Source organism: Burkholderia sp. E168m23 (genome assembly GCF_016586125.1).
In the GTDB taxonomy this organism is placed as follows: Bacteria; Pseudomonadota; Gammaproteobacteria; order Burkholderiales; family Burkholderiaceae; genus Burkholderia; species Burkholderia orbicola.
Genome location: NZ_BCPP01000132.1, coordinates 1 through 10,397 on the forward strand (window position 1 = coordinate 1; position 10,397 = coordinate 10,397).

Consider the following 10,397-nt stretch of genomic DNA (forward strand, 5'->3'; position numbering starts at 1 on the left):
ATTCGCCGAGCGTCATCCACAGCCGCACGTTCCAGCGGCCCTTGTCACCGCCTTCGCACAGCCAGTTCGCGAGGCCGAAGTGATCGGGGTGGCAGTGCGTGACGAGCACGCGCAGCACGGGCAGGCCGTCGAGCTGCGTGTCGAAGATCTGCTCCCAGTGCGTGCGGATCACGTCCGACGCGATCCCGCAATCGACCACCGTCCAGCCGGCCTGCCCGTCGATCTCGTCGCGCAGCAGCCAGAGATTGATGTGATCGAGCGAGAACGGCAGCGGCATGCGCAGCCAGCGCACGCCGGGCGCGACCTCGAACGTGTCGCCCGCGGCGGGCAGCTTATCGGCGAAGGGGTAATCGAGTTGGTGTTCCAGGGCGTTCATCGGTGGGGCGTCTCGTCGTTATCGGTGCGAATGCGCGCCGGCGGCACGCGCGGCGGGCGGTGCGTCGATTCTATCGCCGTCGCGAGAAAGACGTGCCCGGCGCCCGGCGGCCCGTCAAAAAAAGTTCGTGTCAGAATCGGTTCCGTACCCGTATCTTTACGCGAAGTTGCACCGAACGGCCCCTAACGGCGAGCAACACGCCGATTGGCGACCGCTCACGCGCCCCGCCGAAAGTCATTGAAACGCCGACTTGGGCGCTAAAATGGCGGGTGCTTACAGCCCCTTGAACGAGCCTGCACGCGATGAATCACTTCCCCAAACTGCTGTCGTCGCAGATCGGTTTCGACGTCGCGCAGACGATGCTCGAATACTTCGATCGCCATTACCGGATCTTCCGCGAAGCGGCGGTCGATGCGAAGACGCTGTTCGAGCGCGGCGACTGGCACGGGCTGCAGCGGCTCGCGCGCGAGCGGATCACGTCGTACGACGAGCGCGTGAAGGAATGCGTCGAGGTGCTGGAAGACGAATACGACGCGGAGAACATCGACGACGAAGTGTGGCAGCAGATCAAGCTGCACTACATCGGCCTGCTCACGTCGCACCGCCAGCCCGAGTGCGCGGAAACCTTCTTCAATTCGGTGTGCTGCAAGATCCTGCACCGCTCGTATTTCAGCAACGATTTCATCTTCGTGCGCCCGGCGATCTCGACCGAGTATCTGGAGAACGACGAGCCGGCCGCGAAACCGACCTACCGCGCGTACTATCCGGGCACCGACGGGCTCGCGGTCACGCTCGAGCGCATCGTCACGAACTTCCAGCTCGACCCGCCGTTCGAGGATCTCACGCGCGACATCGGCTGCGTGATGCAGGCGATCGACGACGAATTCGGCCACTTCGACGAAGCGCCGAATTTCCAGATCCACGTGCTGTCGTCGCTGTTCTTCCGCAACAAGAGCGCGTACATCGTCGGCCGCATCATCAACGCCGACCGCGTGCTGCCGTTCGCGGTGCCGATCCGCCACGTGCGCCCCGGCGTGCTCGCGCTCGACACCGTGCTGCTGCGCCGCGACCTGCTGCAGATCATCTTCAGCTTCTCGCATTCGTACTTCCTCGTCGACATGGGCGTGCCGTCCGCGTACGTGGATTTCCTCTGCACGATCATGCCGGGCAAGCCGAAGGCCGAGATCTACACGTCGGTCGGGCTGCAGAAGCAGGGCAAGAACCTGTTCTACCGCGACCTGCTGCACCATCTGTCGCATTCGAGCGACCGCTTCATCATCGCGCCCGGGATCAAGGGCCTCGTGATGCTCGTGTTCACGCTGCCGTCGTTCCCGTACGTGTTCAAGATCATCAAGGACCACTTCCCGCCGCCGAAGGAAACGACGCGCGCGCAGATCATGGAGAAGTACCAGCTCGTGAAGCGCCACGACCGCCTCGGGCGGATGGCCGACACGCTCGAGTATTCGAGCGTCGCGCTGCCGCTCGCGCGGCTCGATCACGCGCTCGTGCGCGAACTCGAGAAGGAAGTGCCGTCGCTGCTCGAATACGAGGACGACAAGCTCGTGATCAAGCACCTGTACATCGAGCGCCGGATGACGCCGCTGAACCTGTACCTGCAGAACGGCAGCGACGCGGACGTCGAGCACGGCGTGAAGGAATACGGCAACGCGGTGAAGGAACTGATGAAGGCGAACATCTTCCCCGGCGACATGCTGTACAAGAACTTCGGCGTCACGCGCCACGGCCGCGTCGTGTTCTACGACTACGACGAGATCGAATACCTGACCGACTGCAACGTGCGGCGCGTGCCGCCGCCGCGCAACGAGGAAGACGAGCTGTCCGGCGAACCGTGGTATACCGTCGGCCCGCACGACATCTTTCCGGAGACCTACGGGCCGTTCCTGCTCGGCGACCCGCGCGTGCGCAGCGTCTTCATGAAGCATCACGCGGACTTTTTCGACCCCGCGCTGTGGCAGGCGAGCAAGGACAAGCTGATGCAGGGCGAATTGCCCGATTTTTATCCGTACGACGCGACCCTGCGTTTTTGCGTGCGCTACCCCGCGCGCTTCGGCGCGACGGGCGAGAACGACGGCGCAGGCGACGCGCAGCGCGCCGCCTGACGCCGGTAACACCCGATCCGATATCGACTTGATTTCCGCCAACGGAATCCACACCGATGACTACCCAAGACAATCCGCTTTCACATCTGTTCGACAACAACGATGCCTGGGTCAAGCGCCAGCTCGCCGACGATCCCGATTTCTTCGCACGGCTCGCCGACCAGCAGGCGCCGGAATATCTGTGGATCGGCTGCTCGGATTCGCGCGTGCCGGCGAACCAGATCATCGGCCTGCCGCCGGGCGAAGTGTTCGTGCACCGCAACATCGCGAACGTGGTCGTGCACAGCGACCTGAACTGCCTGTCGGTAATCCAGTTCGCGGTCGACATCCTGCGCGTGAAGCACATCATGGTCGTCGGCCACTACGGCTGCTCGGGCGTAAACGCGGCGTTGCACAACCGCCGCGTCGGCCTCGCGGACAACTGGCTGCATCACGTGCAGGACGTGCGCGAGCGCCATGCGGCCCTGCTCGACGAATGGCCGGTCGGCGAAGCGCGTTACCGTCGCCTGATCGAGCTGAATTCGATCGAACAGGTCGTCAACGTGTGCCGCACGACGATCGTCAACGACGCGTGGGCGCGCGGCCAGTCGCTCACCGTGCACGGGCTCGTGTACGGCGTGCACGACGGCCGGATGCGCAACCTCGGGATGTCCGTGTCGAACTTCGACGCGCTCGACGCAACCTACAAGCGCTGCGTGGCGGCGCTGACCGCGCGCGGCCAACATGCGCCCGACAACGACATGGTCGCGGCGGACGCCGCGCAGCTCGACGGCGTCGCGCAGGCGGTCGCCGCCACGCTGAAGCCGTGCGACGACGCGCAGTAACGTGCGGTGACGCGCCAGCTGCCCGGCGGCGGCTGCCGCGCGGGCGCGGCACGCATCGAACGGATCTGACACCGGCACTGCCACGGCGGCGCCAATCCAAGGAGCGACGGACATGAAAACCGTATTGATCGTCGGCGCATCGCGCGGCCTCGGCCGCGAATTCGTCCGGCAATACCGGCGCGACGGCTGGAACGTGATCGCCACCGCACGCGACGCGGCATCGCTCGACGCGCTGCGCGCGCTCGGCGCGCAGCCGCATGCGCTCGACATCGCGCGGCCCGAGCAGATCGCGGCGCTCGGCTGGAAGCTCGACGGCGAACGGCTCGATGCGGCCGTGCTGGTGTCGGGCGTGTACGGGCCGCGCACCGAAGGCGTCGAGACGATCACCGCCGAGGATTTCGACGCGGTGATGCATACCAACGTGCGCGGGCCGATGCAGTTGCTGCCGATCCTGCTGCCGCTCGTCGAGGACGCGCGCGGCGTGCTGGCCGTCGTGTCGAGCCGGATGGGCAGCATCGCCGAGGCGACCGGCACGACCGGCTGGCTGTACCGCGCGAGCAAGGCCGCGCTGAACGACGCGCTGCGCATCGCGTCGCTGCAGACGCGCCATGCCGCGTGCATTTCACTGCATCCCGGCTGGGTGCGCACCGACATGGGCGGCGCGCAGGCCGCGATCGATCCGGAAACGAGCGTGACCGGCATGCGTCGCGTGATCGCCGAATCCGCTTCGGACGTGTCCCAGGCGAACGGCCGGTTCTTCCAGTACGACGGCGTCGAGCTGAGCTGGTGAGTGCGCCGGCCGGCAACTCAGCGTTGTTAATTCACATTTCGCATGATTTTGACCCGACCTGACGCGTGCCCGTGCGGCGGCGCGTCTCCCGCGCCCGCTAAATCGCCGGCGCCGCGCTATGCAGCCTGCTGCGGCCGCTTCATCGACGGCGGCGAAGCCGTCCCAACCGCACTCGAATTGATGCGTTCGCGGTACAGCGCGTACGTCCTCGGCGCGACCGATTACCTGCGCGCGACGTGGGCCGCGCGCACCTGCCCGCCCGATCTCGACACCGACCCCACCGCGCCGGACGCGCCCCGCTGGCTGGGCCTCGCGGTCAAACGCCACGCGCCACTCGACGACCGGCACGCGGAGGTCGAATTCGTGGCCCGCTACAAGGTCGGCGGCCGCGCCTACCGGCTGCACGAGACGAGCCGTTTCGAGCGCGACGAGCAGGGATTCTGGCGCTATGTCGACGGCGAAGTAAGTGAACGCTGACAAATAGTTGCCATGTCAGACGCCGGGTTATTCCCGCATTGCACAACCTGATTTTGTCGGGCTACGATGGGCTCGAATTGGTCATGTTGCATGGCAGGGCTTACGGATGGCGTTCAGCAAGGTATTGGTGGGATGGATGGCGGCCTGTGCGCTGTCGGCCGCTCAGGCCGGTACGCTGCCGAGCGCCAACACGGGTGCAGGCGCCAGCGGGTCGCTCGCGCACGCCGAGCACTTCGACTACGCCGACGCGAACCTGCCGCAGGTTGCCGCCGACCTCAACGAACAGATCCTCCGCATTCCGGCCGACGCGTCGGGCGCCGTCACGCTCGAGGCGACGCTCTTCAAGCCGAACGGCCCCGGCCCGTTCCCGCTCGTCGTCTTCAACCACGGCAAAAATACCGGCGATCTCCATCAGCAGCCGCGCAGCCGGCCGCTCGCGTTCGCGCGCGAATTCGTGCGCCGCGGCTATGCGGTGATCGCGCCGAATCGCCAGGGCTTCGCCGGTTCAGACGGCACGTACCGGCAGGAAGGCTGCAACGTCGGCAAGAACGGCCTCGCGCAGGCCGCGGACGTCGATGCGACGGTACGCTACATGGCGCGCCAGCCGTACGTCGATGCGTCGCGCATCGTCGTCGCCGGCACGTCGCACGGCGGGCTCGTGTCGGTCGCCTACGGCACCGAAGCCGCGGCGGGCGTGCGCGGCATCATCAACTTCTCCGGCGGGCTGCGCCAGGACCTGTGCGACGGCTGGCAGCGCAACCTCGTCGACGCGTTCGACCAATACGGTGCGCACACGGCCGTGCGGTCGCTGTGGCTGTACGGCGACAATGATTCGGTGTGGACGCCCGCGCTCGTCGCGCAGATGCACGATGCGTACGTGTCGCACGGCACGCAGGCGCAGTTCATCGATTTCGGCCGCTACAAGGACGATGCGCACCGGCTGATCGTCGATCGCGACGGCGTGCCCGTCTGGTGGCCGGCCGTGCACGCGTTCCTCGCCGAACTGAACCTGCCGACCGCGGTGCGCTATGCGGTCGCGAACCCGCACGAACCGAAGGCTACCGGCTATGCGTCGATCGACGCGGTCAACGCGGTGCCTTACGTCGATGAAGCCGGCCGCGAAGGCTATCGCCGCTTCCTGAACCAGCATCCGAGCCGCGCGTTCGCGGTGTCGTCGGAAGGCGCGTGGTCGTGGGCCGAAGGCGGCGACGATCCGATGGCGCTCGCGCTCGACAACTGCGCGAAGCAAGGCGCGGGCGCCTGCCGGCTGTATGCGGTCAACGACCGCGTCGTGTGGAACGACAGCACGACGCAGACGGCCGACAACGGCGGCGACAACACCCGCGCCACCGATACGCGCGCGCTGGCTTCGCGCTGACGCGCGGTTGTCGTTTCTCCCGCTTCCCCTTCGCGCGCCGTCGATTCAACGTCACCGCGGCACTCCGCCGCCTGCTTGTCAAATCGAGCACACGCCGCGTAATGCTCGTTTTTACGAGCAATCGACCTGAATTCGCGCCAGATTTCGTCCGGTCGTCCGGCGTTGCGCCGCCCCGCGTCGATCGATCCCGCGCACAACCAGTTCGCCCCCCTTGTCGCCGTCAGCATCTCACCCTCATTGCTCCCCCTATTTCGACGCTCCATCGCGCCCCGGCCCACGATTTTTTTCTGTCGGGGGGTGTCACTCGAACGTCGTCATCTGCGCGCATTTCGCCTGATCCGCCGCGTTCCGTTCCGAGCACCCCCGAACTGCGCCGAACTCCCGCCCAGTAAGGCTGTGCGGCGTTTGTAACCGCTAGTGCAACGTCCGGCGGAACACGCTAATCTCTGCGCGTTTCGTGTCCCGCCGCGCGGCATCCCGTCGATGCCGCGCGGTCGTTTTACCCCCGGAGTCGCCTTGAGTACGCCAGCCACCGACGACTGGGTCGCGCGCAGCCTGCGCGCGGTCTGGCACCCCTGCACCCAGATGAAGCATCACGAGCGCCTGCCGCTCGTCCCCGTCGCGCGCGGCGCGGGCCTGTGGCTGTACGACCGTGACGGCCGCCGCTACTTCGACGCGATCAGCTCCTGGTGGGTCAACCTGTTCGGCCATGCGAACCCGGACATCAACGCGGCGCTGAAGGACCAGCTCGACACGCTCGAGCACGCGATGCTCGCCGGCTGCACGCACGAACCCGCGATCGAGCTCGCCGAACGGCTGCACGCGCTCACCGCGCGCACGCTCGGCCATGCGTTCTTCGCATCCGACGGCGCGTCGGCCGTCGAGATCGCGCTGAAGATGAGCTTCCACGCGTGGCGCAACCGCGGCCGCGCGAACAAGCAGGAATTCGTCTGCGTCGCGAACAGCTATCACGGCGAGACGATCGGCGCGCTCGGCGTGACCGACGTCGCGCTGTTCAAGGATGCGTACGACCCGCTGATCCGCCACGCGCACGTGGTCGCGTCGCCCGATGCGCGCGGCGCGCTGCCGGGCGAGACGGCCGCCGACGTCGCCGGCCGCGCGCTCGCGGACGTGCGGCGTCTGTTCGTCGAACGCGGCGACCGGATCGCCGCGCTGATCGTCGAGCCGCTCGTGCAGTGCGCGGCCGGCATGGCGATGCACGATCCGTCGTACGTGCGCGGGCTGCGCGCGCTGTGCGACGAATTCGGCGTGCACCTGATCGCCGACGAGATCGCGGTCGGGTGCGGGCGCACCGGCACCTTCTTCGCGTGCGAGCAGGCCGGCGTCTGGCCCGATTTCATCTGCCTGTCGAAAGGGATCAGCGGCGGCTACCTGCCGCTGTCGCTGGTGCTCACGCGCGACGACGTGTTCGCGGCGTTCTACGACGACGACACGACGCGCGGCTTCCTGCACTCGCATTCGTACACCGGCAACCCGCTCGCATGTCGCGCGGCCGTTGCGACACTCGACCTGTTCGCGCGCGACGACGTGCTCGCGAGCAATGCCCGCAAATCGGCGACGCTGCGCGCCGCGCTCGCGCCGCTCGACGCGCACCGCCAGGTGCGCCACCTGCGCGAACGCGGCACGCTGTTCGCGTTCGACGTCACGCTCGACGGCGACGCGGCGCGCGGCTTCTCGCGGCGTTTCTTCGAACACGCGCTCGAACGCGAGCTGCTGCTGCGCCCGATCGGCACGACCGTGTACCTGATGCCGCCATACGTGATGAGCGACGACGACATCGCGTGGCTCGCGCAGCGCACGCGCGACACGCTCGACGCGACGCTGGAGGATCTCGGCCGATGAGCCTGCTCGACACCCTGCAACGCGGCCTCGCCGACCTCGACGCGCAAGGGCTGCGCCGCGTGCGCCGCATCGCCGACACCGCGTGCGACGCGCGCATGACCGTGAACGGCCGCGAAATCGTCGGCTTCGCGAGCAACGACTACCTCGGCCTCGCCGCGCATCCGGCGCTCGTCGCCGCGTTCGCGGAAGGCGCGCAGCGCTACGGCTCCGGCAGCGGCGGCTCGCACCTGCTCGGCGGCCATTCGCGCGCGCACGCCAGACTGGAAGACGAACTCGCGGGCTTCGCGGGCGGCTTCTCCGATGCGCCGCGCGCGCTGTATTTCAGCACCGGCTACATGGCGAACCTCGCCGCGATGACGGCGCTCGCCGGCAAGGGCGCGACGATCTTCTCCGATGCGCTGAACCATGCGTCGCTGATCGACGGCATGCGGCTGTCGCGCGCGAACGTGCAGGTCTATCCGCACGCCGATACGGCCGCGCTCGCCGCGCTGCTCGACGCATCGGAGGCCGAAACGAAGCTGATCGTCAGCGACACAGTGTTCAGCATGGACGGCGACCTCGCGCCGCTCGCCGAACTCGTCGCGCTGGCCGAACGCCACGGCGCGTGGCTCGTCGTCGACGACGCGCACGGCTTCGGCGTGCTCGGCCCGCAGGGTCGCGGCGCGCTCGCGGCCGCCGCGCTGCGTTCGCCGCATCTGGTGTACGTCGGCACGCTCGGCAAGGCGGCCGGCGTCGCCGGCGCGTTCGTGATCGCGCATGAAACCGTGATCGAATGGCTGATCCAGCGCGCGCGCAGCTACATCTTCACGACCGCCGCGCCGCCGGCCGTCGCGCATGCCGTGTCGGCAAGCCTCAAGGTGATCGCGGGCGACGAAGGCGACGCGCGCCGCGCGCACCTCGCCGCGCTGATCGAACGCACGCGCGCGCTGCTGCGCAATACGCGCTGGCAGCCGGTCGATTCGCACACGGCCGTGCAGCCGCTCGTGATCGGCAGCAACGATGCGACGCTCGCGGCGATGCGCGCGCTCGACGCGCACGGCCTGTGGGTGCCCGCGATCCGGCCGCCGACGGTGCCGGCCGGCACGTCGCGGCTGCGCGTGTCGCTGTCGGCCGCGCATTCGTTCGACGATCTCGCCAGGCTCGAAGCCGCGTTGATCGAGGCCAGCGAGGCGGCCGCGGCCTCCGTTGGAGCGGCCCGGCAGGAGGCAGCAGCATGACCGCCCCGCTCTCCGTCTTCGTCACCGGCACCGACACCGAGATCGGCAAGACCTTCGTGTCGGCCGCGATGCTGCACGGCTTCGCGCGGCACGGGCTGCGCGCGGCCGCGCTGAAGCCGGTCGCGGCCGGCGCGTACGAACGCGACGGCGTGTGGCGCAACGAGGATGCGGACCAGCTCGACGCCGCCGCGAACGTCGTGCTGCCGCCCGAACTGCGCACGCCGTTCCTGCTGAAAGCGCCGGCCGCGCCGCATATCGTCGCCGCGCAGGAAGGCGTGACGCTCGACCTCGACACGATCGTCGCGTGCCATCGCGAGGCGCTGACGCGCGCGGACGTGGTCGTCGTCGAAGGCGTCGGCGGCTTTCGCGTGCCGCTGAACGATACGCAGGACACCGCCGATCTTGCGGTCGCGCTGGGCCTGCCCGTCGTGCTGGTGGTCGGCGTCCGGCTCGGCTGCATCAGCCACGCGTTGCTGACGGCCGATGCGATTCGCCAGCGCGGCCTCACGCTCGCGGGCTGGGTCGCGAACCACGTCGACCCGGCCATGTCGTTCGCCGACGAGAACGTCGCGACGATTCGCGACTGGCTTGCGCGCGAGCACCGCGCGCCACTCATCGGCCGCATCGCGCACATGACGCCGGCCGCCCCCGAATCCGCCGCGGCGATGCTCGACATCGCCGCGCTCGTCGAGTCGCTGCGCGCCGCGCGGCATTGACCCAACCGATCCCCCAATCCCGCCCAGGACAGGAAAACGAAATGACCCAAGCCCAGACCGCCGCCGTGCAACCCGCCGCGATCCCCGTGGCCGCCCCGGCGTCGCAGCGCTGGCGCGTCGCCGACGTCGTCGCGCTGTTCGAGCTGCCGTTCAACGATCTGATGTTCCGCGCGCAGCAGGTGCATCGCGAGCACTTCGACGCGAACGCGGTGCAGCTGTCGACGCTGCTGTCGATCAAGACGGGCGGCTGCGAGGAAGATTGCGGCTACTGCTCGCAGTCGTCGCATCACGACACGGGCCTGAAGGCCGAGAAGCTGATGGACGTCGACACGGTGCTCGACGCCGCGCGCGCGGCGAAGGCGAACGGCGCGAGCCGCTTCTGCATGGGCGCCGCGTGGCGCAACCCGAAGGAGCGCCACATGCCGGCGCTGACCGAGATGGTGCGCGGCGTGAAGGAGCTCGGTCTCGAGACCTGCATGACGCTCGGCATGCTGGAAAACGAACAGGCCCGGCAGCTCGCCGATGCGGGCCTCGACTACTACAACCACAACCTCGACACGTCGCCGGAGTTCTACGGCCAGGTGATCTCGACGCGCACGTACCAGGATCGCCTCGACACGCTCGACCGCGTGCGCG

10 protein-coding genes are annotated in these 10,397 nt (G+C 68.2%); 9 read left to right on the top strand and 1 reads right to left on the bottom strand.

The genetic code is table 11. The annotated features are described in order from the left end of the window. Positions 1 to 376 (bottom strand): MBL fold metallo-hydrolase (locus JMF90_RS09740; RefSeq protein WP_201325072.1); only part of this gene is annotated, 376 nt, incomplete at its 3' end. Positions 377 to 678: 302 nt separating this feature from the next. On the opposite strand from JMF90_RS09740, the gene aceK reads away from it, so the two are divergent. From aceK to bioB, 9 genes are all read left to right on the top strand, one after another. After that, the gene (gene aceK / locus JMF90_RS09745) at positions 679 to 2,496 is read left to right on the top strand and encodes a bifunctional isocitrate dehydrogenase kinase/phosphatase (protein WP_054928097.1); all 1,818 of its coding nucleotides are present in this window, start codon (positions 679 to 681) and stop codon (positions 2,494 to 2,496) included. A gap of 56 nt (positions 2,497 to 2,552) precedes the next feature. After that, entirely contained in the window at positions 2,553 to 3,320 is a 768-nt protein-coding gene (gene can, locus JMF90_RS09750) for a carbonate dehydratase (protein WP_011546334.1), read from the top strand. Positions 3,321 to 3,432: 112 nt separating this feature from the next. Further along, the gene (locus JMF90_RS09755) at positions 3,433 to 4,110 is read left to right on the top strand and encodes an SDR family oxidoreductase (RefSeq protein ID WP_011546335.1); all 678 of its coding nucleotides are present in this window, start codon (positions 3,433 to 3,435) and stop codon (positions 4,108 to 4,110) included. A 42-nt stretch (positions 4,111 to 4,152) separates the two neighbouring features. Next, positions 4,153 to 4,587, top strand: coding sequence for a YchJ family protein (locus JMF90_RS09760; RefSeq protein WP_175809922.1), 435 nt, complete (start codon positions 4,153 to 4,155; stop codon positions 4,585 to 4,587). Positions 4,588 to 4,693: 106 nt separating this feature from the next. Further along, positions 4,694 to 5,965: a dienelactone hydrolase family protein gene (locus JMF90_RS09765; RefSeq protein WP_201317029.1), complete on the top strand. Its 1,272-nt coding sequence runs from the start codon at positions 4,694 to 4,696 to the stop codon at positions 5,963 to 5,965. Between the two features lie 516 nt (positions 5,966 to 6,481). Then, positions 6,482 to 7,828 (top strand): adenosylmethionine--8-amino-7-oxononanoate transaminase, encoded by a 1,347-nt coding sequence (gene bioA, locus JMF90_RS09770; RefSeq protein WP_171984273.1) that lies wholly within the window; start codon positions 6,482 to 6,484, stop codon positions 7,826 to 7,828. Beyond that, on the top strand, positions 7,825 to 9,045 hold the full coding sequence (gene bioF / locus JMF90_RS09775) for an 8-amino-7-oxononanoate synthase (protein WP_077180400.1): 1,221 nt from the start codon (positions 7,825 to 7,827) through the stop codon (positions 9,043 to 9,045). Before bioA ends, bioF begins: the two co-directional genes overlap by 4 nt. Next, positions 9,042 to 9,761 (top strand): dethiobiotin synthase, encoded by a 720-nt coding sequence (gene bioD / locus JMF90_RS09780; protein ID WP_077180401.1) that lies wholly within the window; start codon positions 9,042 to 9,044, stop codon positions 9,759 to 9,761. Before bioF ends, bioD begins: the two co-directional genes overlap by 4 nt. A 41-nt stretch (positions 9,762 to 9,802) precedes the next feature. Continuing rightward, a partial coding sequence (gene bioB, locus JMF90_RS09785) for a biotin synthase BioB (RefSeq protein ID WP_201325073.1) occupies positions 9,803 to 10,397 on the top strand: 595 nt, incomplete at its 3' end.

Coding starts and splice junctions, on each gene's coding strand:
- aceK (WP_054928097.1), top strand. CDS start 679: ATGAATCACTTCCCCAAACTGCTGTCGTCGCAGATCGGTTTCGACGTC.
- can (WP_011546334.1), top strand. CDS start 2,553: ATGACTACCCAAGACAATCCGCTTTCACATCTGTTCGACAACAACGAT.
- JMF90_RS09755 (WP_011546335.1), top strand. CDS start 3,433: ATGAAAACCGTATTGATCGTCGGCGCATCGCGCGGCCTCGGCCGCGAA.
- JMF90_RS09760 (WP_175809922.1), top strand. CDS start 4,153: ATGATTTTGACCCGACCTGACGCGTGCCCGTGCGGCGGCGCGTCTCCC.
- JMF90_RS09765 (WP_201317029.1), top strand. CDS start 4,694: ATGGCGTTCAGCAAGGTATTGGTGGGATGGATGGCGGCCTGTGCGCTG.
- bioF (WP_077180400.1), top strand. CDS start 7,825: ATGAGCCTGCTCGACACCCTGCAACGCGGCCTCGCCGACCTCGACGCG.
- bioD (WP_077180401.1), top strand. CDS start 9,042: ATGACCGCCCCGCTCTCCGTCTTCGTCACCGGCACCGACACCGAGATC.